General features: G+C 58.6%; 9 protein-coding genes and 1 pseudogene. 2 read left to right on the top strand and 8 right to left on the bottom strand.

All coding sequences use genetic code 11. The features are described 5' to 3' along the window. Positions 1 to 95 precede the first annotated feature (95 nt). From IPP35_00385 to IPP35_00365, 5 genes are all read right to left on the bottom strand, one after another. A complete protein-coding gene (locus tag IPP35_00385) occupies positions 96 to 1580 on the bottom strand; it encodes a glutamate--tRNA ligase (GenBank protein ID MBL0057604.1) in 1485 nt (494 codons plus the stop codon). A gap of 10 nt (positions 1581 to 1590) precedes the next feature. Beyond that, positions 1591 to 2463 carry an ATP phosphoribosyltransferase gene (locus tag IPP35_00380; protein ID MBL0057603.1) on the bottom strand — a complete coding sequence of 291 codons (873 nt, stop codon included), beginning with the start codon at positions 2461 to 2463 and terminating at the stop codon, positions 1591 to 1593. Positions 2464 to 2584: 121 nt separating this feature from the next. Further along, positions 2585 to 4231 (bottom strand): hypothetical protein, encoded by a 1647-nt coding sequence (locus IPP35_00375; protein ID MBL0057602.1) that lies wholly within the window; start codon positions 4229 to 4231, stop codon positions 2585 to 2587. Next, positions 4137 to 5504, bottom strand: a complete 1368-nt coding sequence (locus IPP35_00370) for a hypothetical protein (protein ID MBL0057601.1) — start codon at positions 5502 to 5504, stop codon at positions 4137 to 4139. Before IPP35_00370 ends, IPP35_00375 begins: the two co-directional genes overlap by 95 nt. Next, on the bottom strand, positions 5450 to 10981 hold the full coding sequence (locus IPP35_00365) for a hypothetical protein (protein MBL0057600.1): 5532 nt from the start codon (positions 10979 to 10981) through the stop codon (positions 5450 to 5452). The genes IPP35_00370 and IPP35_00365 overlap by 55 nt, the downstream gene beginning before the upstream one ends. A gap of 297 nt (positions 10982 to 11278) precedes the next feature. On the opposite strand from IPP35_00365, the gene IPP35_00360 reads away from it, so the two are divergent. Continuing rightward, complete coding sequence (locus IPP35_00360; protein ID MBL0057599.1) at positions 11279 to 12016, top strand: chlorite dismutase family protein; 738 nt, start codon at positions 11279 to 11281, stop codon at positions 12014 to 12016. 56 nt (positions 12017 to 12072) lie between these two features. Then, positions 12073 to 13098, top strand: coding sequence for a zinc-binding dehydrogenase (locus IPP35_00355; GenBank protein ID MBL0057598.1), 1026 nt, complete (start codon positions 12073 to 12075; stop codon positions 13096 to 13098). A gap of 120 nt (positions 13099 to 13218) precedes the next feature. Here IPP35_00355 and IPP35_00350 read toward each other — a convergent pair whose 3' ends face one another. The 3 genes and pseudogenes from IPP35_00350 to IPP35_00340 form a co-directional block, all read right to left on the bottom strand. After that, complete coding sequence (locus IPP35_00350; GenBank protein ID MBL0057597.1) at positions 13219 to 23088, bottom strand: hypothetical protein; 9870 nt, start codon at positions 23086 to 23088, stop codon at positions 13219 to 13221. A 275-nt stretch (positions 23089 to 23363) separates the two neighbouring features. After that, positions 23364 to 24400, bottom strand: a pseudogene (locus IPP35_00345) (3-isopropylmalate dehydrogenase). Between the two features lie 69 nt (positions 24401 to 24469). Then, positions 24470 to 24829: a PilZ domain-containing protein gene (locus tag IPP35_00340; GenBank protein MBL0057596.1), complete on the bottom strand. Its 360-nt coding sequence runs from the start codon at positions 24827 to 24829 to the stop codon at positions 24470 to 24472. Between the last annotated feature and the right edge of the window lie 22 nt (positions 24830 to 24851).

Genomic DNA, 24851 nt, shown 5'->3' with positions numbered 1-24851 from the left:
ATTATGACATTTTTTGTTATATTTGCAACCCACCCCAATGGGCGGATCAAATCAAACTCCGCCTGAGAGGCCTTCAAAGGGGCCCATGCTAAAACTCAGAGAAAACCGGCGGTGAGCTTTTCGATGGTTTGCCGGAGACGCTGGACGGATCTTTCCCGCCCCAGAACCTCCAACATATGAAAGAGGCTGGGCCCCTGTGTGCGCCCCGAAACGGAAACGCGGACGGGATGAAAAACGGCGGCATTTTTGATTCCTCGCTTGGCCGCCAAATCCTTGGCGGCGTGTTCCGTGGAAGCGGCCGTAAATGGGGTGAGATTTTCATAGAACTGGACGGCGTCTTTCAGGATGTCGACCACCTCCGGCTTTTTTAAAACTTTCTCGACAGAGGCCGGATCGTATTCAACCTCCTTAAAGAAAAACTCGATCAATCGGGGAATGTCGGTGAGAAGTTTGGTCTTCTCGTGCTCCAAAGACAAGGCCGCAGAAATCTCAGAGCGCCTCTCTTCCTCCCGCCCCGCCAAATAACCCGCCTTACGAATGAAGGGGAGGGCACGTTCCACCAACTCCCCGATGGGCATTTTTCGGATGTATTCCCCATTCATCCAAACCAGCTTGTTCGGGTCAAAAATGGCGGGACTCTTTCCGCACCGCTCCACCGTAAACTTTTTGATCAGCTCTTCCTGGGTAAAAAGGTCCTGACTGTCTTCCGTGGACCAGCCCAAGAGAGCCAGGTAGTTGCGGGTGGCTTCGGGCAGATACCCCGCGTCACGATATTCCTCGACAGCCGTGGCGCCGTGGCGCTTGGACAACCGTTGGCCGTCCGGACCCAAGATCATGGAGAGATGGGCAAAAATGGGCGGCGTCCATCCCAAGGCGTTGTAACAGAGCACCTGCCGGGGCGTGTTCGAGAGATGGTCGTCCCCCCGAATGACGTGCGTGATCTCCATTAGATGATCGTCCACCACGCAGGCGAAATTGTAAGTCGGGATCCCGGAGGTCTTGAGCAGGATAAAATCTTCGATCAAATCGTTTTCCCACCGCATGGGCCCCCGAATCAGGTCGGCAAATTCCACGACCCCCGCATAGGGCGTTTTAAATCGAATGGTGTAGGGCCGGCCTTCTTTAACAAACTCGTCCCGCTGGGCGGGCGTCAAGTCCCGGAAGGGACTGACAAACTTGGGGGCTTTTTTGAGGAGAGCGGCCCGTTCCTTTGATTTTTGAACTTCTTCGGGAGTGGCGAAACAGTAAAAGGCTTTCCCGGCGGCCACCAGTTCGTCGGCGTATTTCTTGTAATGGACCAACCGTTGCATTTGAAAATAGGGCCCGTAAGAACCCTTGGCGGCGTTGGGGTCCGACGCCGACGTGGGCCCTTCGTCCCAATCCAGTCCCAACCATCTCATCCCGTTAAAAATGGCATCCACGGATTCCTGGGTGGACCGGGTCTCGTCGGTGTCTTCGATGCGGAGGATGAAAGTCCCCCCCATATGACGGGCGTAAAGCCAATTAAACAGGGCCGTCCGGGCCCCTCCGATGTGGAGGAACCCGGTGGGCGATGGGGCAAATCGAACTCGAACGGACACGGAGGGAGCCTTAGTAGATAATCTTGTTCAGGGGATATTCGATGATCCCCTCAGCCCCTGCGCGTTTAAGGGCGGGGATATTCTTTTTAATTTCCTTCTCCGGCATGATGACCTCGAGCGCCACCCACCCTTTTTCCGTGAGCTGGGAAATGGTGGGTTTGCGGAGCGCAGGGAGAAGCGCGGTGACGGCGGCCAAATTGCTTTCTTTTAAATTCATTTTGATGCCCACGAGCCCTTCGGCCGCCAGCGCACCCTGCAGGAGGATCGCCATGTTCTCGATTTTCTCCCGTTTCCACGGATCGGCCCAGGCTTTCTCATTGCAAATGAACCGGGTGGAGGACGTCAGAAGCTCCTCCACGATCCGGAGGTGGTTGGCCCGGAGAGAGGATCCCGTTTCCGTCAGTTCAACGATCGCGTCAACGAATCGTCCCGCTTTCGCCTCCGTGGCCCCCCAAGAAAATTCGACCTTGGCCGTGACCTTGTTCTTGCGAAGATATTTTTTGACGATGTTCACGACCTCGGTGGCAATGCGTTTGCCCTGAAGGTCCTTCACGGACTTAATGGACGACCCTTCGGGCACGCACAGAACCCAGCGCACGGGGCGGAACCCGGACTTGGCGTAAAGCAATTCGCAGACTTCCCGAACTTTGGCTCCCGACTCCAAAATCCAATCTTTCCCGGTTAGCCCAGCGTCGAACACCCCGTCCTCCACGTAGGTCGCCATTTCTTGGGAGCGAACAAGCATGATTTCCAACTCGTCATCGTCGGACGTCGGGAAATAGGATCGATCCGAGGCGTTGACCCGAATGCCCGCCTTCCTGAAAAGTTCAATGGTGGATTCCTGCAAACTGCCTTTGGGCATGCCGAGCTTCAATTTTCTCATAAGGGCTCCGATCGAAAGGGATTGAGGGTTGGATATTAGCAAAAACCCACCCTCCCCGCGGACGATTCACTTCCGCGGGAGGGCAAAACGGCGCCCCATCTCTTTGCTCCGTCGACGATCGTTAGGCCGACGTGAGCGCCCGCCGAGCCGAGCCGAGAAGGGCTTGCACCTGTTCCAGCGGCGCCGCCAGCGAAAGGTTTTTCAATACCCCAAGGATCAGGCGCACCTCCACCGTGGCGGGCAAATCCGCTCGATCCCAGGTCCAGGAGGCCCGAACCCCGGTGACCACATCGATGGCGCCTACCCCCTTCAGATCCACTTGGGCGGCGCGGAGCAGAGCGCCCAGGCGCACCGCCAGGGGTTTTCCCGCCTCGTCCCGTTGAACGACCTCCGTCCCCACCTCGTCTAAGAACACCCAGCGGAACGCCGATGGAACATCGGGGCGCAACCCCGACTCAGGGTTGGCGGCCCTCCACTGGGCCAGCGCCGCGATCAACCGCGTCCGTTGACGCGCGGACCGGGCCAAGAGGATGGGGGGCTCTTCCCCTTGGGACACTCGGTCCAAAGCGACAGCCCAATGATGGAAAAGGGTGGTTTCGTCTTCCGCCGGAGTCAGGTCGATGACTGGAAGGGCTCCCGGAGCGAAGGAGGGGGTGCCGGTTCGCGTCCATTGGGAAACGGCGCGCGCCAACCGGGAGAGAGCGATCCCTTCTGTCCGATTGGGTTTTTCTCCCCCCAGAAGAGTTTGACGGGTCTGGAGATAATCGGAGTACAGAGAACCTTTGCCCCAGGCGTTCCCGGACAACGAACCATACCCCAAGGAGACCCGTAGCGCGCGGGAGAATCGATCCGAATCGGTGGGCGCCTCCACATACCCTAACAAGGATTCGGCCACGGGTCGATCCTCGGCCGTGAAAGGTCGACGAGACTGGGCCATCAACCGCCGGCGCAATAGAGATCCGGGACTGTTGGACAGGGGAACGCGCCGTTTTCCAAGATGGCCCAGAATTGGAACGACAGGCCCCAACAGGAGGACCAGGCTCAATGGATCGCTGGGCATAGAAAGAGAGGACGGTTCCACACGCGGGGAAGGACCCGATGATCGCGTCGTCCCGTTGGCCGGCTTGGCCGTCGGCGCTTGGGGGCGCAGATAGCGAGCCGAGACCCAAACCGACGAATCGGCGGGTGCGTTAAGACGTTGCACTTTCGCCCAACCGCCTTGGCGTTCCAAGACGGTCACCGATGCGCCCTTGGGCAACGATCCTTGGCTCGCCCCTTGGCTGAAGGGGCGTTTGTCATAAAGCGACGCTCCCCGCCCGACCACGAGGGCGCGTTCGCCTTGAAGACCAAAAAGAGACCGGCTGGACACCCAACCGGTTGTCCCGGCTGTCGTCTGAACCTGAACCCACCCGCTCTCCTGGCGCAACACGTTCACATATGTTTTTGGCTCGACACGTCCCAGAACACGAACCCCCGCATAAGGGTGATGAGAAAAAGATCGCAACCCGGTGACCCGGGTTCCCACGTAAGCTGTTTCCGTTTGGGCGGAAACCGCCGGCTGGGTAACGGTCGCCGTCACCGATGTGGACGGAAGGCGTGCTGGGGTGCCAAGGTTTTGCGCTTGAACGTCTGAAAACCGCCCCCCTTGGGTCCCCTGCGTCACGACAGGAACGTCAAAAACGGCGGCCAACCCGCGGTCCACAAGGAAGAGAACGGAACCGCCGAAGGAGGTGAGCATGACCAAGGCCAGGGTCGCCGCGGTGACCATGGCGGTCTTCCGCAACGGACGCACAATCCAAAGATAAATTTTGGCCCCACGGGTTTGGGTTGGCGCGTCCGAGCCGTCGGCCGTCTTTTCCTCTGACACTTCTGGCTGGCGCGGAGTCGTAAAGACCTTGAACTCGCTTCCGTTCCAATGAACCCGGAGAGATCCCGGGGAGGGTGGATGGGTACGTCGCGCTCAGACGGGATTCCAACCGGGAGAAATTGGCGATGGGGAACCATGTCGCCTCCGTGAGTTCCAGCACTCCGTAAAACGCGGGGGCATGGTCCTTGGGGAGGTTCACCGTTCCGGAAAATTGCACAACGGTCTGAATTTGGGCCGCGATCCCCGCGGTCGATTCTTCAGGGCCGACAAACACCCCCAGGTATTCGGCAAGGGACAGAAGGCTCGCGCGATCGGTGACGCTCGGGACAACCGGCTGGGATTCCAGACCCGACGCTCGCGACGCATCCATCGTTGCCACGGCCGCCGTAACCGGATGAGATTCATCCATCGCAACCACGGGCCCTTCAACGGCCGAAACCGAGATCGTCGGTCCCCTTGGACGCCCTTCGTTTGGCAACGGGAGAATGGGAGCTGGGGATGGCGCCACCACCGCCACCGGTTGGGAATCTTGGGAGGAAGGCGCGACCGGCATTTCTCTATGATGACCGACGGAAAGCAATGAAAGCCCGAAAATTCGCCGAACCTCCTCTTCCGAAAGCGGCGGGAAGGGCTGTTGGGTGGTGGACGTTTTCGCTTCGCTCGAGGTCATTCCGGGCACAAACCCCAAGGGTTTGATGGACGACATTTTCTCAGCGACCACCAACGCGAGGACCATCCCCGCCGTATCCCGGGCGGGGGCATCCTGAAGAAGTTCTTGAATGGCCCCGAAAGCCAGGTCCTCCCCCGCGGGGTTGTCGCCTTTCATCGCCAGGGAAATGTACCCCTCGGAATAGCCCTCGCTGGCGGCGTCCTTGGATTTGTGGCCGATGCCCATCCGCCAGATGCGGCCCGGTCCGTTGGGGCTTCCACCCAACTGTTTGTAGTTCATCAGCGTGGGCCCTTCCGCGTGGCGGGCTTCGCCGAGGAGGAAGAGGTTTCCGCGCACATTGGAATTGAGCGCCTCTTCGTGGGTGAGCCGCCCCAGGGACGACTCGTTGATGGAGTTCAACCCCATCCAACCAAACCGGTGGCTCAACAAACGCCGCCAACGGGCCGCGCTCAACCGAGCCACGGAATGCTGGTAATCCGACAAAACCAGAATGCGCCCGCCCAAACGGTCCCAGAGGGGCCGGCCCTGAAGCTTGCGCAGGCCCAGTGTGAACCCGAAAAAGAAAAAAAAACATAGGTCACGGCGTTAACGAGATTAACCGGTGACACATCCACCGGCACAGGCAGAAATCCCCAGCGCGATCCCAACGCCCCTTTTCCCAACAGGGCACCCAGGGAATCCAGGCCCAACACCAGCGATTCGCCCAACAACAGACCCGCGCTGGCGAACACCACTCCACCGAGAACATAGAGAAGCGGGTGCCAGCGCCACAGACGGGTCTTCCAGGCCGCGGCGCCCAAAACGCCGAGGCCGACGACGGCGGCCAGAACGGGAAGCCCCGCGGAAAAGAGGAACAGCTGGTTGGGAAACCAGCCCAAGAGCAGAGTCGCCGGCGTGGCGTGGAGAAGCAGGGTGAGGGAAACAAAAAGCGCCGTGGACGCGGTGGCCCAGAGCGACTCCAAGAACGCCTGACTCATCCGCCCGGCGACGGCGTCGATCTGATCGGGGATATCGTTGCGTTCCCCGCTTCGGCGCAGAACCCGGTGCGGATTGCCATCCGCGTCCAATCCCGTGATGCGCCGATCCAATTCGTCCCCGTTGTCCACCATTTGGCGGACCGCCGCCGGAACCGTTTTCGGCAATCCCCCGCTTTTCCACCGCCCGCTCCGCTGGGCCAGGGTTTCCGCGAAGAGGACCGACACTTCCTTTAACAGCCGCTCCGTGGCCTTGTGGGTCACCGTGGCCGCTTCGGCGGGGTGAAAGGAATCCAGGGTGGGAAACGTCACAAAATTCCGAGCCTTAAAAGGATCCCCCGCCGCCAACCCCTGCCCCAAAACTTCTTCCGAATAGGGATTGTCCATGTCCGCCGACACTAGGAAATGGGGCGGCGTCGCATCGACGCTTTCGCCGGGCGAGGATTCCCGCAACCCACGCCAGGCCATGTTCAGGCTTTCAAGTGCGTATAAGGTGTTCGCCGTCTGGCCGGAACTCGCCAATCCCAGAACCAGGGTATCAGGCCCAAAACCCTTGTCGCGAAGGTCCTCCAGGTCCTCGCCCTTAAATTCCGCGCCGTAAACAACCTGAATGTTGAGGGGTTTCCCTGCCAAACTGGCTATTTTCGCCAGAGCCTTCGCATGGAGAACCGCCGCATCGTAACTCTTTTCCGTTCCGACGATCACCAGATCAAGTTCGCCGCCCTTTTGACCCGCCCGACGCTTCGCCAACCGCTGGATCAACAAGTCGACGAACGCCCGCCCCGACAAACTGTTATTGGATTTCGGGTCGGCGAAATCTTCTTTGATTTTTTGGTTCACCCAAGGAATCATTTCGAGATCTTCCCGCACCCGGTGTTCCGGGGCGACCTTCAGCGAATCAGAGGGAGACACATAAGGGCTGGTCTCCAAATCCAACCAGCGGGGCTGGGCGATCACTTTCTCCATCTCGGACAAATCAAACTCCGCCACGCGCCCATGGTCCACATGGTCAATGACCAACCGCGACCCGCGCAGAGTGGCGACCTCGCCGTTGCGCAACGTCAACCGGTAACGAAACGGGCTTTCCCCGCTTTTGGCCCCAAGAAAAGCCTTGGCTTCACTGCTCCCCGCCACGCTCTTGCCGTCCTCCGATACCCACAAATAAAAAGGTTGGTTTTGGCGCAACCACAGGGCCCCCTCCGCCTCCATAAGGGTTCCCGCCATCACTCCGAAGGTCGAGGTGGAATCCGCCCGGCGAAGCAAGTGAACACCGGCCCGGCGAAAATCTCCCGTGAAGAAAAATTTAAGGAAAAGTTCCGAAAACAGCGCCGCCAACCGACGCTGTTCGCTATCGGACAGCTCCATAAACCACGGGGAGGACTGCAAAATGGCCTGGGCTTGACCGGCCAGGGCCATCCGCTGTTTTTCGATGTCAGACCCCTCCGCGAAAGGAATCGCGGCTTCCAAATCCCAAACATCCTCCGGGGACCCCATCTGGGCTCCGGCGGACTGGAACAATTCGTCCAACCCCGCCTCCGGATGCTCGCGGTGCAGGGCCTTCACAACGTCCGGAAACGTCTGAAGGGCCTGGGACTGAAGAAGGGTTTCCATCAAGGCCGGCGTGGGCGCCCGACCCAGGATCGTCTCGAAGGGCGTGGCCTGTCCGCGCAAGGATTCCATGGCCACCATCAGGAGCGTCAGTCGAAGCGAGGCCGCCACGGATCCCTGGGTGATCCAATGCTCCATACGGGTGGCGATCTGGGGGGAATCTCCTTTCGCCGGGTTTTCGAACCCGGTCATGCGTTCATTTAACAAGGCGTCTTCATCATTTGTCAGCACCACGTCCTTTTCGCCGTAGTGGTAAAGGACCGTGGCGTTGTCGTCCCCGTTGTGGGCGATCGCCACGCCCCGAGTCATGGGGATGGACTTCACGGCGGACACGCCACGGGGCCGGTCCCAGGGGCGCTCGTAGTTGTCCTCACGTTTTTTTTCGCCGATGTAAATAATCGTATCGGTGTCGTTCGTCCCCAAATGAGGGTGCGCGTTCAACGCGACGGGTTGAGCAAAGTTGGTTCCGTAACGCGTGTGTCCCACCACCAAAAGACGCCGCAGGCCCCCGAACCCCGCTTTCCCCGCCCGCCGGGCCAGTTGGGACGTGGCGTCGCGCATCAATTCCCCTAACCGGGCGCGTCGATTTCCTTCCTTGGCCCTTTTCTCGACGAAAAAGGTGAACTCGGCGTGGCCGTTTTCCCTCACGCCGACGACCGCGAAACCTCCGGATTGGCCCCCCCGATGGAGGGTGCGAAGCACCGACTCATCCATCAGATGCTGAACACCCGTCGGCATCATTTCCGCTTTGGCGTTGGGACCGCCGTAAACGACGCCGATCACGCCGCAGTAAAACGCACGCCCGAGCCCCGTGATCGCCGTGCGGATGTCCGAGACGGAGGTCAGCGCCGTCCAAAGATGGACCCCGGCGGCCGCTCCGAGAGCCAAATGCGCCACTCCCCAAGGGCCGGTAAGGGCGGCCAAGGGGGCCAGCAGGCCCACGGCAAGAAGATTCATGGCAGGCCCCGCAAGGGCGGCGATCCGCCGCCGCGCGCCCGTCAGGTTCACCTCGTCGAACTTCGGCGCCTTTCCCGGGGCCGTGACGCCGGGCAGGAAAAAGGTGGAGAAGGGCACCAGGTGCGTCCAGGGCAAACGTTGGCCGTATTCGGCAAGGCTCGTCCGCACGGGTTGACCGCCGAACGCTTGAACAACCGCCGCGTGGCCCAACCCGTGCCAATACACCGACGCCATCACAAGCGCCCGCCAGGCGATGCCGCCAAAAACGACCGAGGTCGCCAGGCTCGCCAGCCAAAGGGGCGGCGACAGGGCGCTGGCTCCCAGCCACCCGAGGAACGCCGCGCCGCTCACGACTTCCGGAAGAACTCGGGTGATGAGTCTCCCCCCCAGCACGTAGGGGACATCGCCCACCTGGTCCGTCTCCACCACCCGGCCGCCTCGTTCCTTGACCGCCTTTTGCAACGTTTCGCCTTCCCGAACCGCCCCGGAAGCCGACCCCGGGATGGCCAGAAGAAGGTCCTGTCCAGCGCCGGCAAAACGGAACGTGATGATCTCTACGAACCCTTTTTTAACGGACTGAAACGCGGCTCGGCTCTTAGCCCCGAGCCGCTGATTCCAAAGTTCCACAAAACCCGCTAACCGTCCCCGTTGTCCGGCCAAAACCGCGCCGTAGCTGAGCGTGGCGCGGTTGAGCGCCACCTGTTCCTCGTGAAAGGGATCCCCTTCCTGTTGCCCGGCCACCGCCGTGGCCGACGGGGGATTCATAAAAAGCCGATCGCCCAGGAGCAACCTTTCCAGCGGCGTCCGGGTCGACGCAAACGCTTGGAGATAGCCCGTCGCGGAATCCGGCACGTCCGCCATTCGGGGAGAAAGAACCGCGTGGGGAACACCGGCGGCCGTCAAGCGTTTTTCCAACGCTCCCGTGTGAAACCCGCCCGAGATCAAAACGGCGGTGGCGGCCCCGCGCCGACGGGCCTCCGCCATCGCGTTTTGAAGCAAACTCTCATTTCGCGCTTCCGCCGATTCAAAAAACAACGCGAACCGAGGAAGGTTGGATTGAAGCTTACGCGCGGGCAAAGCGGAAAGATGGAGCGCCCTCGCCCTTTCCTCCAGCCGCGATAGTTCCGGGCGACGTTCCTGGAACCGGGCCCACTCCCGCGGAGTCAGCGCATGCTGGAGGGCGCGATCAGCCAATCGCAGATCTTTGTTCCAATCCGCCAGAACCCGCGATTCGCCCACCGCCAACCGATCGTACGCCTGAGCCTCCAAGCTCTCCAGTTCTTCAAACAACCGCTCCGGAACAATCCCATCCGCCAAAGAAACGTAACCCACATAGTCTTTGAAAGCCGGATAAGCCGCGAGCGGAACCCCCTTGGAGAGAGCCAGGGATTCCAGAGACCGATAATAGTCTTTGGCCGAGACCGCCCCGGCGCGAAACGCCGTGGTTTTCTCAATGAGCGCATTCATTTCATCGGGCGACAGGCGCGGCGAAACCCGTTCAATGAAGGCGGCTCGCGCCTGTTCCACGGCTGGAAACGAAAGCTTCCCCTCTTTCTCTTTCGCGGCCAAGAAACGGGACGTTTCAGGACCCGCCCCGCTCCCGACCCCTCGCGTCACCACCCGGGCATAACGAGCCAGGTCGCCCCGGTCTCCGTGCATGGCCTCCACTTCACTGTCCAGTTCACGCAAGGATTTTGAAAACACAATTTCGGCGCGGGCCCGCGTTTCCCGCTTTAATGTTTCCAACGCCGTTCGGGTTTCCTCTTCCAGGGGCAACGTGCCTCGGTAGGCCTGAATGTTGGCGGCGTAAAGGGCGGGATCCTCCACACCCCACAGGTCCGGCGTGCGGGCCGACGTCAAACCATAGGCCTCGGCCCCATTGAGGAACCCCTTCTTCAACAAATGCTCCACTAATATCTTTTGATCCGGGTCGGGAAGAAGGGTTCGGTGTCGTTCCAAATCAAAAGCACCGGCCGTTCCTTCCACGCCCACTAGAATTTTCCCCTGGGTTCCCAACCGTTCCAAAACCCGCGCCATGTTCTGCTGGGCGGAATACACGTCGTGGGCGTCCATGACCAAAACGACTCGAAGATCGCCGGTCCCTCCCCCTCGAACGGTGCGAACATCGGCAAAAGGCGTCACCAACGCTCGGGCCCAAAAGGGATCCGATGGGGACGGGGAAGAAACGCCGCCCAAAGGGATAAACCCCCGGACCGCCTGGCCCGCCATGGGCCATTGGGACAGAACCCCTTGGGCCAAAAGGATGGGGCTCTCGTTGGCCTGGTTTTGACGACGCGCGGAAGAAGCGGCGCGTTCCTCCCAAAAAGAAGCCTCCGCCGGGGCGGACCCCAACACCGTAAAAAGGAGAGACCCGGCCGTGAGAACGGCGAGAAATCGAACTCCCGGGGAAGGGCGGTTAAGAGGGGCAGTGAAAGGTTTCATAAAATTCTCCTTTGTCCTGAAAAACAAAAAGGCGCCTCATGCGCGCGTGCGCACGAGACGCCTTCGTCCGTTGGATTCGCCCCGGTGGGGCGGCCCGGCCCCGGCGGGTGACCCCCGCCAAAGCTGAAAAAATTGGTCGAGTTCTCCCTTTTCGACCGAAAATAAAAAGTCCCACAGGGCCTGGGCCCGGTAGGACGTCGTTGTCACTTCTTCGCACACCTGTGTGCTGTCAATATGTTAGCATATGAATGACGAAAGTCAAGTCATTTTTACGTCGACAACACCGTTGGAGGACTCATGAACGCTCCCGCCACCCATCCCGCCGGACACCCGGCCAACCCCGCCGCTCCCCCGGCCGCCCGGCAGTTCGTCAACTTCGCCTTTTACAAACTGGACCCCGCCTGGCGCCGTCTGCCGGAAGCCGAACGGGCCGCCGGCAAAAAAGAAGCCTTGGACGCCCTGAAAGCGTTTTCCTCCTCCGTCATTACCCTGGCCTACTCCACGTTTGGGTTCCGAGCGGAAACCGACTTCTTCCTCTGGCGCATCAGCTACCGCCTGGAAGATTTCGAAGACATGTCCGCCGCGCTCCACCGCACCCGCTTGGGGGGTTATCTCACCACCCCCCACGCCTTCCTGGCCCAATCCAAACGGTCAACCTACGTGGACAAACTCAACCCCGAACACGAAAACCAACGCACCAAAATCCAACCCGGAAAATACAAATATCTCTTCGTCTATCCTTTCGTGAAGACGCGGGAGTGGTATCTTCTCCCCATGTCGGAACGCCAAAAAATGATGGACGAACACATCGTGGTGGGAAACAAGTTCCCCTCCGTCAAATTGAACACCACCTATTCGTTCGGCTTAGACGACCAAGATTTCGTCGTCGCCTTCGAATCCGATTACCCCTCCGACTTCCTGGATTTGGTCATGGCCTTAAGGGAAACCCAAGGGAGCCGCTTCACCGTGCGGGACACCCCGATCTTCACCGGCGTCCACCGCACCTTGGAAGAAACCCTGAATCTCATCGCATAAATGCCCTTTTGGCCGGTCCAGCGTAGTTGCCCGATTTATCGGGCGACCAGGGTCGATTGAAAGCCGTCTTCTTCAACCAACACGGCGGCCCCGACGTCCTAACGTTCGGGGAAGTCCCCGCCCCCCAGCCGGGCCCCAACGAGGTTTTGGTCCAGGTCAAAGCCTGCGCCCTCAACCATTTGGACATTTGGATCCGCATGGGGATCCCCGGGATTTCCGTGCCCCTTCCCCACATCCTCGGCGCCGACGTGTCGGGAATCATCGACTCGGTGGGCCCCAACGTCACCGGCTGGAGTCCTGGCCAAAAGGTCTTGGTGGCCCCTGGAATTTCCTGCGGAACCTGTCCCCAGTGCCTTTCCGGCGACGATCACCTGTGCGACCGTTACGACATCCTGGGCCAACAGTCCAACGGCGGCTACGCCGAACGGGTAAAGGTCCCCGCCGCCAACCTACTGCCCTTTCCCGACCCGCTCAGTTTTGAAGAAGCGGCCTCCGTCCCCCTGGTTTTTCTCACCGCCTGGCACATGCTGGTCACGAACGGAAATATCCAACCAGGCCAAACCGTTCTCATCCATGCCGGGGGAAGCGGCCTCGGCATCGCCGCCATCCAAATCGCAAAGCTAAAGGGGGCCCACGTCATTACAACGGTAGGCCATCCGGAGAAAGGAAAGAGGGCGAAGGCCCTCGGGGCAGATGACGTGGTGAATTACCGGGCAACGGATTTTCAGCAGGAAGTGATGCGATTAACCGACAAACGCGGCGTGGACCTGGTGGTCGAACACATCGGCCAAGACACCTTCGAAAAAAGTCTAAACTCCATCGCTAAAGGAGGCAAGCTCCTGACCTGCGGAGCCACCAGCGGAAGACAAATTCAGTTTGATCTACGATCCCTCTTCGGCCGCAACATCGCCATCCACGGCTCCCGCATGGGAAAAAAGGAAGGCCTGAAAGAGGTCCTCGCCCATGTCCAAGCCGGCCGCCTGAACCCGGTCCTCGATTCCGTCTACCCCCTCAAAGACGCCGCCCAAGCCCACACCCGAATGGAAGAACGAAAAAACTTCGGCAAAATCGTCCTCGTTTAACTCCACCAATTTTAGGGGACGCCCTTCACTTTTATACTATACGCAAACGAACGACCAGAGCAAAGTTGGTAATTCACACAACGGGAATGAAAAGGATCTCCTTTCCGGGATGAACCCCAACTAGGCGGAAGATTTAACCGCCCTCATTCGTTTCTCAAAATCCACGCCGTATTCCGAGGAAACCCGGATGGCCACGTCGCCGGCCCACAGTTCGATGAGCCGCAGAACCAAGCCCGCGGTTCCATTCAAACCGGAGATATCCCATACCTCGGCCAGCGTATCCGTTGGCGGGACGGAATAGATGTCCACGCGTTTGGATGGGACGCCGTTCGCTTCCAGCAGGACGAAAAGTTTTTTGGCTAAATACGTTCGGACCGTCCGTCCATTCTCCACACTTTCTTCAAAAAGGTTTTCGTTGCTCAGCACCCGGCCGGCCCCCAGGACGCCCAAGGCTCCCCTGGCGATCCCCAACCGGGTTTCCAACCGGCCCAACATTTCCATAGACGAAAGGGCCTCTCCTTCTCCTTTATCCACCAGGAACGCGACCCGCCCCGCCACGGTGGGATCCACCGCCGCCCGGCGCGCCAAGGCGGTCAGCTCCCGCAGGGCCGTGCGTTGGGGGCCAGTCAGGGGAGCCTGGCCCTCCAGAAGGTCCTGGGATATCCGGAAGACCGGGGTGGTGGATTCGTCCAGCAAGGATTCGTCCAAGGCGGCGAAGGCCCCCACCAACCCGTGCCGAGTTTCGGCGATTTCCCGATACCCTTCGGCGGTCCGCCGGGTTGACGACAGGATGGCTTCCCGATCCAAGGAACCGAATGGCGCGTTCATGAAAGGAAGTTGGTCCAACCACGCCAGGTCCCGTTCCTGGTAGAGCCGGAGAAGTCCCGGGGGAACGGATCGGCTCGACGGGTCCCGGCGGGAGAAGGACAGGAAGAGGCTCCCCCCCAGCGCGTGAATTAACGCCAATTCCTTTTTAATCTGGAAATACGACGGTTCGGCCCTGGCCATAGTCCGCCCGCCCTCTGCGCTCAAAACACCTTTCACTCGGGCCAAAATATCCCGCGCCAGTTCATCCACCAATTTCTGTTCTTTTTGATCAAGCCGTTCCGCCTCCAGCCGAACACCGCTTTCCAAAGAGTCGACATCATTGCTGTGGAACCCGTCCAACATCGTATCGATCTCCGGCGTTGGCTTTCCACTTTGGAACCGTGCGTAGGTATCTTTCCCTTGCCCCGGGAGAGAGTTCCGAAGGGCCTCCAAGTTTTGTTTTGAGACAAGACCAAGATCCTCCGAAATCTGCCAGGTCCCCACATAGCCCTGAACGTCGCGGGGAAGATCCTTGGGGACCATCGCCTCCAGGGCCAACGCGGCCTGGGCCCTGGATCGGACATCCAAAACCCGTCCATCCGGCTCCACCATTCCCATCGACAACATCCCGCGTTGCATGATTTCCACTCGAATATCGTCCGGGCTGTCCCCCGACGCGAACATCAAGTTCAATCCCTCAATCGTTAAACCCATGCGCTCCAGTTCGGCGTGGGACACCCCAAAACTCTCCGCCCACTCATGGTAAAACAGGACCATGAGGGCGGAACGGTAATAGTCTTCTCCCTTTTCTGAAGCCTTCCACCCGTCCAGGGTTTTTTCATGCACATAAATATCAAAGAAATCGTCCGCTCCGCGAACATGAAAAGCAAATTCCTTTTCGTGAATTCCAATCACGGGGGCCGTTAAAGAACGTAGCACGTGAACCCGAATATTGAACCGCTCAACCCCGGCGGTCTTATGTAGTCGGATCTCCCGTAAAACGGATTCGATCGCCACGCGGTGATCACTATCCTCCGCCAGAACGGCGTACCCGGCCGCCCGGAGAACCCGGAACATTTCCCCCGCGATTAAAAGGAACAACCCCTTTTTCGGATCTCGCCAGTTCCGGGCAGGATCCACCTCCACCTGGTTCGGCTCCCAAGTAACCCCGAGCCTCCTTAAGAGCGCCCGCACATAATCCGTCGCTCCCTGGTTGGCCCCCGCGGCCAGAAACAGCGGAGTGAGGAAATCCCTGCCGAACAAAGCGTGGCCCCCCAAAGAAGCGGGGAATCGCAGGACAGCGGCCAAACCGCCCGAGTTTTTCCCCTTTTCAATAAGAGGGGCAGGATCCAACGTGAGAAGATTGTTCCAAACCATAACTTTCGAATGGGTCCTGAATTTTGCTTGAAGGATTCCTTTGGCGGCAAAATCCACGTCGCTCAAAGCTTCCTTCAACAAACTATCCGTTTTTTTTCTATCTTCCCCCTGTCTTTCGGTGATGGCCTCAATCGCTTGGTTAAGGAGGAAACGTCCCAGGTTGTGGATAGGATCCAGATCTCTTCTCATGTGGGCTGGAGCGGTCTCCATGTTGCCATGAAGCGGGACAATCAACCATTTTTTACCCAGCGCATCCACCTGCTGTTGTGCGAGAACCTTGTCGAAAATGATTTTCGCACCGTTTTGATTCAGTTCTCTCCTCCATTGGCGGAGGAGCTGTTTGACTTCCGCGAGGACCAACCGAGCCTCCGCGATCTTGCTGATTTGCCCCACCGCCGCCATTCCTCCGGATTCGCTACCGGCTTTCCGAACGGCATTTTCGCGGATCGCATTGCGGACCGTCCTCAGATCATCGATGACCCCGCCGCAGGATCCGACCAACTCAAGGCCCGCCCTTAATACAGCGGGCCCCTCGTGGCCCCGCAACCCCTCCATGAACGAATCCACCCGCTCGCCCAACGGCTTGGGCGCCGGGGAACCCGCTTCGTTCATACCCAGGGCCAAGAAAGGCAAAACCCCGGCGGCGAACAGGTCCACGTTGCCCGGGACCAACAACAGGAAGATGACCAAACCACCCGCTCCAGCCCAACGGGAAACCAACGATCGCCCGAGCGACGGTGAGAACCATTCGGAAACGCGCATTTTAAGGAAGCGCCAGGCCTCCGACGGCGACCGCAAATCATCACGGAAGAACACAAGCCCTAGGATAACTCCGAGAATCGCCGCCGAAAGCAACGTGGGTTCCAAAACCGGAAGACCGAAGAAAAGGGCGACAGGCATCGAAGAACCGGTGCCGGACGCCAGAAGTTCCGCAGATCCAATTTCTATCACGTACCCATCCGTTTCGGGCAAGGCCTTCTCCAACACTTCCCTCACCATTTTCTGCGTTCCAGCTGGAACACTCACATCGATGACAAAACGAGACTCGCTCGCGTCAGGAAGAGTGAGATTTTTAAAACTGATCGCCGCATGAGAAAGCACCTCAAGGATTTTCTCGTGGTCCCCGACCCCCAGTGGACTCGCGATTTTAAGGCGAAGATCCATCATCTTCCCCTCATACGGAATATCCGGAATTTGACGAATGGCTTTGGCGGCCTCGGGCAAAAGGTTCCAGTCGACCGGGGTTATAACCCAATAGAGTTGTTTAACTCCCTTCGCTTTATCTCCCTCCTGTGACCCCAAACGATGGACACCCCCCCTGACGACAAAACCAAACTGTTTAAAGACTTTTCGGATGGCCACCTCCAACCCAGGTCGGTCGTATTTCGCGGAAACGAGAAACCCTGGGGTGCTATTTTGATCAAAGACCGTTTCAACCTCGAGATGGGAGTCCAATAGCCGCGAAACAACAAGGCCCAGGGCTTCTTTCAAATTCTCCGGATCGCCTTCGATGGCGCCCAAGTAGGCGAACAACTCTTCGGTGTCAAAGAACCCCTGTTTTCGCGCGAGAGGGGTCAAGAGCGCGTTTTCACGATCGGGCTCAAGTCCCTGAGAAAATAGATTTCTAAGACTTTGCTTCCATTGAGAAAACTTGCCTTGTTGGCGCACGGGAACCACGTTGTTAATTTTCACGTTCCTTATTTTCAGTTCCTCTTGAACGAGAATCCGTCCCCGGGTAGCAAGACCCCGACCACTGGCATTTTCCGAGGAAGCCAGGAAATCCATCAGTCGCGTCCTGGGCCTTAACATGGAGCCTTGGATTTTTCGGGGAAGAGAAACGCGTCTTCCGGTCATTCGCCGAATGGCGAAAACAGCTCCCGGAGGAAGCGGTTGGTCGTTCGGCCAGGCGATCCTCTCCCATTGGGAAGGGGGGGAAGCGGACGGGGTCAACAGGTCCAATCCCAGGAAACCGGGGTTCAGCCGATCGATACGTCGATGCGCGGCGGCGTCTTTGGAAAAGGCGCCTTTCTGGAGGCGGACGGGGATGCACACGGGCTTTCCCATTTCCGTCCCCATGACAACAGAGACGAAAACCGATTCGGACTTATCATTTAAAAACGAGCGAACGTCCTCTTGCAGGTTTCCCGTGAGCGAAAGATCGTCTATTTCCACGGTCTGAGAGCCAAGTCTTTTCTGAAGATTATATATCCAATGGGCCGCGTCGCCTTCTTTTGAAAGACGCCACGTTTTTTCGTCATAGACCTGCAATTCGATTGTCTGCTGGCGACTCGGGCGAACCCCTGACCGGAGAGACACCCCTCCCACGAATCGATAAAAATCATATTGGTGGTCTTCCGGATGGTTGAGTTTTGTTTTTTCTTGGTTGAGGGAAAATTTAAATTTCTCCAAGGCCCGCCGAACGACCTCATGATCTCTGTGGCCGTCGGGGAAGACCACCGTTAGGCCGAATAGGTCGGTCAGTTCAGAAAGGTTCTTCCCCTTCCCGTCCCGCTCCAGTTTCTCCGCGATCGAGGCGACGCCTTTTACCCGCGCCACCAATTTGGCTTTGCCTTTCAGTTCATCCGGGAGAAGGGAGTCGAGTTGCCCTTCCAACCGATATCGAAAATTTTCCAAAACGGTATGAGCCTCGTAATAGTCCAACCCCGTCAACTCCTTGAACGCCGTGGGGACCTCACGGTATCGGGCCGGCTGCTCCTTCTCAAACAAGTGATTGAGAATGTCCGTTGCCAGTCCGTCCAGGCCGAAACGCTCCGCCAGGGGAGAAAATAAATATTCCGCCTCCACCCAGGTATCCGGGTCGCGGTCGAACCAGAGGGTTTTCCCCAGGAGCGTCAGAAGCAAAACTTCCTGAGGGGCTTTATCCCGGGCGGGGGCCCCTTGCATAAAGAACCCCATTTGATTCCGGATCATTGAAATCGATTCGGGGTACACCGGGAAGGGGGTCGCCATGGCCGAGAGCCAATTCTCCGCTCTCGTTTTGGCGGCCGAGAAATCCCTTAACGTCATGCCCGATAGGATTTGAAAATCGTCTGGAATATGCCCGGCCCCTTTTTCTTTCGCATAGCCTCCGAGAAATGCGGCGAGAACGGTGTTTATCTCGGCTCCGAATTCCGCGGCGGCGACCGCCAATTCTATCGAAAAGGACTGGTCCGCTTCCCCCGGAGGATACATGGCCGAAAGGGCGCTATACGCCTTGGTGAGGCGGTTCGAATCCAACTGTCTCCTTCTAGAGTTCGGGGCGGGGTGATGGTGAGCGTAACCGGAGAGAAGCCGTTGGAGAGGGTCTTGTTCCTGATCGATTTTTATCCCATGCCCGTTCTTTCGAAGCGTGAGCCGAAATTGTTCAGGGACAAACAGATTCCATGCGCTGTGGGCGATATATCCCGTGAGACCCACCGTCGCCGCATCCGGAGCCGGTAGAGCGGCCTGAAGCAGGTTGGACAGTTGATCGGTGCCCATGAAGAGGGAGAGGGCATTGATGGCCAGGGCCGCCGAAAGGCGGACCAGGAATTGCTTGGAGGCTTGCCGCCCCACCATTTCACTCCAACGGCTCGGGGGACCCCGCTCCGACAGGGGCGAGCCATGAATCCAAGAAAACGCCACGGATCCGAGGACGACGGCGAGGGCAAACCCCAGATAGGGCGCGAGAACCCAGGCGAATCCGGGGAGTCCGATCAATTCAACGAAGGGGACCACGAACCCCTGGACATACCGACTGCCCAGCCAGAGCCGAGCCCGATGCTCGCCGACTCCCAGCTTTTGAAGGACCCAGTGATAGGAGCGGAAGAGCGCGCTCCCTAATTCCGCCGGGGCCCGGCTAAACAAAGAAGACTCGCCCCGAAGGCTGTCCTCGGTTTGTGATTGACGGTAAACAGCCATGAGTTTTTCCACTTTATCGGGGTTAAAAATCAAGGAAACAAACTTTTCGCCCTTTTGAACGTCGAATATTTCTTCCAAACTTTTCACCAATCGATCTTGGTCCAACCCTTTGCCCATATACCCCGCGGCCTCCCGCGCATGGACCTCCAAGAGGTCCGCGGTCCGGCCCATCAGGTCCAAGGCCCCTGCCAAAGAGTTCCCCGGAAGATTTTTCAAATCCCCGGAACTCACATGAAACACCAGGAGGTGCGGGTCGATCTCGCTGGTCGATTCGCTCGCGTTCAGACGGTTTTTGATCGACCGGGCCATGTCCGCAAACCCGACCGTCGACAGAGGATCCTCCCCCAATTGACGGCTCCGCGCCACAAAAACGTTGTCCACGCTGTTTCCAATTAAAACCGTCGACCAAGTGAAACGGCCACGTTTGGCCCAGGTTTTGACCGCATCGACAACCGTGCGGATGGCGCGGTTTCCCCTTTCATAATTCGACCCTTGAAAGAGATGGAACGCCCGCGCCTGGATGAACACCACCAAGCGGCGAAACCAGGTTTCCGGCAAGAAACGCCGAAGGGAAGCTGGGATTTTGTCGGCGTGTGCGGCCCACCAACGCTCCACCCGACCCATCGATCCCGGGGAATATTGCGTGATCGAAAAATAATACAAGTCGAGGCTGGGTTTCCATGGCTCTCCCGGCCGGACCTCCAACCGTTTCCCTGTTTCAGCCCAAAAGTCACCGCGCGAAAGAACCCCCGGTCCCGCCGGAGAATGGGATGTCATTGTCGCGGGATTGGAGAGCTCCTTCCGCAACGCCTCCCGATGATCTTTCGTCAACGATCCCGCCTTTAGAATCCTTTGCAAAGCGGGAAGATCCGCCGGACTATAAACCCTGTTACGAGCCCGTTTCGCGAACCCCAGGGCGTCATTGGCGAACCGCTGGACCCAAACCATAAGTTCCGCAGGAAGGACCTGTCGGTCGACCTCTGCAACATCTTCATTCCCCCCGACCAGTGCCAAGGCCTCTCGCGCCATCGAGACGGGCACGGCTCCCATGGAAACGGTAAAGGGGCTTAAGCCAAGCCGTTCCACCTTTCGCTCCCGCACGCCTCGTTCTAACCCCAGGGCGTCCTGCAATCCCCGGGAAGTGAGCGGCGTTGTCCCTTCTCGCCGGAGAACCAAAGAAAATCCATCGCCGAACCGGACCAGTCGAAACGTGGGATTGGATTCCTCCGCCGTGGCGCGGTTTTGCGCGAAAGAACGAACTTTTTCTTTCAGTTCCGTTTGGACATCCTCTGCATCCGGATGGGGATGGCTCAGATGAAAAAAGGCGTACCGGCCGACGAAATGCGCGTTAAAGTCAGCGGTGGCTATCGCCAGCCGTTCCTTGGCGTCCGCCCCCGAGATCACGATTCTGAATTCGTCCCCGCCGGCCCCCGCGTATATATTTCCGCCGACCGAACCCACCGCAGCGGCCAGAACCGCCCGTTCTTCCCAGAAAAGGGAGCTCCCTTGGGAAGCCAACAGGTCCCCCGATTCGCTCTCCGTGATCGATCCGATGGTGGTTTTCCCGAATGAAAGATTAACGTTCCCGGTCAAATCAAAATCGCCGGAGGCAACGTAACCGTCGGATGCTTCGGAAGAAACGAGACTCAGAATCGCCTGATCGCCCTCCGCTTTGGACCCCCAAGGATCGATTCCCGCCGCGTAAGGCGAGAGATCCAAACCCACGGTCGATGTTTTGGCCCGGCGCCCGCGGACCAAAGTGCCGACCCCCGCGGCAAAGGAAAGGGCTCCCTCCCAAGCCCCGCGGAGTCGTTCCTCAAAGGAAATGCCGATCGCTGGAGCCAGCGACACGCTCCGGTCCTGGAACGTGGCGGTGACCACCGGTGCAAAAGGCGGAACGGCGCCCTTGACCCCAACGAAAGATCGGACAGGGACCGAGGCTCCATTATCCAATTCGAACCGGGACAAAACCTCGGACGGCCCCGACCTCCGAACGTCCACCCGCGTAATCCCAGGGAACGCTTCCACCGATTCCGTCGCCCGAGCCGAAGGCGCCACGTTGGTGGCGGCCACCAAAAGAGCCAGCAAGGTCGCCCCAAAATAGACGGACATTTTCTTAACCAGTCCAAATCCAGCGTTCCCTTCCGCCATCATGCGAGGCGTGGGGATGTTCAGCGTTTCCCCGGCGAAAAGTTTTTCCAAGGGCGCGGGATCGCGGGCGAGAAGTTCCAAGGAACGGGTTCCGTCCGGCAAAGTGGCGTTGATTTTCGGGGTGACAACCGCGTAAGACACATCTTTTTGCCGGAACAATTGGGTGAGCCCCTCCGTGTGGAACCCGCCGGCCACCAAGACAGCCGTGGGGCGATTTTCCATTTTCATTTTATCAAGGAGGTTTTGGACCAACGCCCCGTTGCGGCCAAGGGCTTGCAGGCAGAATTCCTCAAAGGGCTGAAGCGTTTCCGGCGCGGGAGGGCTTAAGTCGTTCGGGACCCCGGTTTGTTCGGCAAGACTCACGATCGTCTTTCCGACACCCCGGATGTCCGCCTCATGAGAGAGGTGATAAACCCAGTCGGCGGGGGTAAAGGCATGCCGAACCAACCGTTCCAAAAGAGCGAGATGGCGGGCCGCCCCCACCACCTCTTTTTCCTCCGGGGTAACGGCCAAACCGTCTTGAACCTCGCGCTCCAGCCCGCTCAGTTCCAGCAGGAGGTTGTTGCGGTTGATGCGTTCCGCCAAAAGAACGTAACGAACGTAGGCGCTCAATTGATCGAAATCGTCCAGCCTTATTCCGCTTTCAACGCAAAGACTCCGTAGAAACCGGTAGTAGTCTCCGTAAGAAATTCGGGCCAACCGATACAAGACGCTCCGGGCCACCAAACGATCGAGGTTTTCCTTTGAAAGTCCGCCAACCATCCGATTCAGCAAGGCGGCCCGTTCCGCTTCGATTTTCTTGAAGTCCAAGGTTTCTTCCCAATCCAAAGCGTCCCGTAAAAGGATCAAGTTCGGCACCTTGTCCGGCGGAACCCGGGAGCGATGCAAGAGATAGCGGGTATAGGAGCCCAAGGGCTCCGTGCGGGAATGATACCCCGTCAGATGCCGGTCAAATTCCAGGAGGGGCAGAGACAAGCGGCGTTTTTTCACTTCCCCCATCACCCGTCTCGCTTCCCGCAGGAAGACCTCGACCTCCGGGATATTTTTTGCCGACGCCTTGACGGACGCCACGTTCGCCTCGTAAGCGCGCAAATCCTCAACGCCCCAGAGGAGAGGCATCCGCTTCGCCGTAATACCTGCGAATTCTGGGCCGCCTAAATAGCCTTCCTCCATGAAATGCTCGGCCACGGCCTTGGTCAGGTCGCCGTCCGGGAAAGACCGGAAGGCCTCCGTCGCGAACCCCCCTTGCGCGCCCTCCAACCCCACCAAACTGACACCACGTTGGTCCTGAAGCGCCTCGACCAGCCCGGCAATGTTCCGTTGCGCTTCCGTCGAGTCGTGGAGGTCCTGAATATGGATAACGAGGGGAGCCCCCGGCTGTTTGGACAGAAACACGTCCCTCATATTTCCGAAGGGAGCAACAACGTCCGCCAACCAGCGGGGAAGATCGCTTTCAAAAACCGGGGTTTTTCCGCCCACCAAATGTTCCAGCGGCACCGTCGGAACGACCGAGCTCTCCATCGGCCCGGGGAAATCCAGTCGAGCTCCGCCCGGCAATTGAGCGAGGATCAAAGCGTCGGACGTTTTTGGAGCGGAGGCCCCACGGGATGGCCCCGCCTGGCGTGCCGCCGCGAGACGGGTGGACCAAAAATTTGTCTCCGCCGCATGGCAAAACGCCACGTTGGCAACAGAATAAACAAGAGATACCACGGACGCCAAAATCCGCCTATTGAATGCGCCTTTCCTGTTTTTCATTGCCTACATTCTAGCCCCGAAACCTTAATTCCGCCTTTAGAACTTGTAACATTATTGTAAATAGGCAAACGTCAGCGGTGACACCCAAGCCAGTATTCGTCTTACCCATTTTCCCCTCGCCTGGACATGACGCCCAGATCAGCCCGGATGTCACCGACCATGACCCTGGGTAGAAACACCTCAAGACATTCCGAATAGTTCACCTGCCACACAAGCAGACAAAAAAAAGGCCCCGGAGGTGGCCGACACCCCCGGGGCCTTTCGCTCAAACCTTTCTAGACGTTGGCGGCGATCCAATCTCCGATTTCGGTGGTGGACATGCCCATTTTTCCAGCGGCCTGGCTTTTCATCTTGCCGGATTGGAGCAGTTTCACCACGGCGGCTTCGACGCGGCGCGCGGCTTCTTTTTGGCCCAGGGTGTCCATCATCATGCCGCCGGCGCAAATGGCGGCCAAGGGGTTGATGACGTTCTGGCCCGTGTATTTGGGAGCCGAACCGCCGATGGGCTCGAACATGGAAACGCCCTCGGGGTTGATGTTGCCGCCCGCGCCGCGATCCCCATGCCGCCCTGGATCATGGCCCCCAGGTCGGTGATGATGTCCCCGAACATGTTGTCGGTGACAATCACGTCGAACCATTCCGGGTTTTTCACCATCCACATGCAGGTGGCGTCCACGTGGGCGTAATCGGTTTTGATATCGCTAAAGTCCTTGGCCACCTCGTGAAAGGCCCGCTCCCACAAGTCGAAGGCGAAGGTCAAAACGTTGGTTTTTCCGCAGAGCGTCAGTTTTTTCCCTTTCGCGCGCTCCCGCGTCAGTTGAAAGGCGTAGCGAAGACAGCGTTCCGCGCCTTTCCGCGTGTTGATGGATTCTTGGATGGCCACTTCGTCGGGCGTTCCCTTTTTCAAAAACCCGCCGGCGCCCACGTAGAGGCCCTCCGTATTTTCCCGAACCACCACGAAGTCGATATGTTCAGGCCCCTTGTCTTTGAGCGGCGTCGCCACGTTGGGGTAGAGTTTCACGGGACGGAGGTTGATGTATTGGTCCAGCTCAAAGCGGAGACGGAGCAGGAGCCCTTTCTCCAAGATTCCAGGCTTCACATCGGGATGGCCGATGGCGCCGAGGTAAATGGCGTCGACTTTGCGCAGTTCCGCCAGGGCCGAATCCGGAAGAATTTCCCCCGTTTTCTTGTAGCGTTCTCCGCCCAAATCGTAGGGGATCCAATCAAAGGTGATGCCGAGGGATTTTCCGAGGGCCTTGAGGACTTTCAGCCCCTCGTTGACCACTTCGGGGCCGGTACCGTCGCCACCCATCACGGCGATTTTGTAGGACGATTTTGCTTTGTTTGAGGGAACTCCGGAACTCACGTGGGACCTCCTGGATTACTCGTTGTAAAAAACTTTCGGCGCCATGCGGTGAAGCCGCGCCTCAAAATCCGCTACGAACGTCTGAATCACCTGGTGAATTTCCGCCGGATATTCCCGAAAAACCAACCCGAATTGGGAGGTCTTTGAGAACAAACGTTTCCAAATCACGCGGGCGGGAAGAACCAAAAGGTTCCGTTGATCCAAGAGTACGCGAATCACGACGTCCTCCCCCTCGTTCCACTCGCTGGTGGATTCCACGCACGCCCCGCTGACGGACAAATCCAACAGCCTTGAAATGCCCCGCAGGGTTTTTCCATCTTCCTGGTAAACTTCCACCACGAAATCCGTCGCCGCTCGGCAATCGGAGCGGGGCACAATTTTTTTTTCCTCCGAAGGA

The organism is Elusimicrobiota bacterium (assembly GCA_016721625.1).
GTDB lineage: Bacteria > Elusimicrobiota > Elusimicrobia > FEN-1173 > FEN-1173 > JADKHR01.
The sequence above is the reverse complement of the archived record's forward strand: the minus strand, read 5'-3'. Positions and strand labels throughout refer to the sequence as shown.